The sequence below is a fragment of the Mesorhizobium sp. M7A.F.Ca.MR.148.00.0.0 genome, assembly GCF_003997735.1.
Classification (GTDB): Bacteria; Pseudomonadota; Alphaproteobacteria; order Rhizobiales; family Rhizobiaceae; genus Mesorhizobium.
The window spans coordinates 1-338 of the sequence record NZ_RZTB01000459.1; the positions used below are offsets into that span (position 1 = coordinate 1).

Here is a 338-nt window from a genome sequence, read left to right on the forward strand (position 1 = left end):
CTTTGCCGTCGGCGACCGCGTGACCGGCAGCTATTTCCCCCGATGGATCGACGGCCGCATCCATGCCGGGCTCGTCGACCAACTCGGCTGCACGCTGGATGGCATGCTGACCGAATACGCCGTTCTCGACCAACAATGGGCGGTGCGCTTGCCCGATCATCTCGACTGGCATGAGGCGGCAACGCTGACCTGTGCCGGCCTGACCGGCTGGAATGCCGTGACGGGCGCCGGAATTCCGAAGCCCGGCCAATGGGTTCTGGTCGTCGGCTCGGGCGGCGTCTCACTCTTTGCACTGCAGTTCGCCAAGCTGCTCGGCTGCCATGTCGCCGCCGTCACCT

1 pseudogene is annotated in these 338 nt (G+C 66.0%); it reads left to right on the forward strand.

From position 1 onward, the window contains the following. Window positions 1–338, forward strand: a pseudogene (locus EOB49_RS34935) (NAD(P)-dependent alcohol dehydrogenase); the annotation flags it as partial.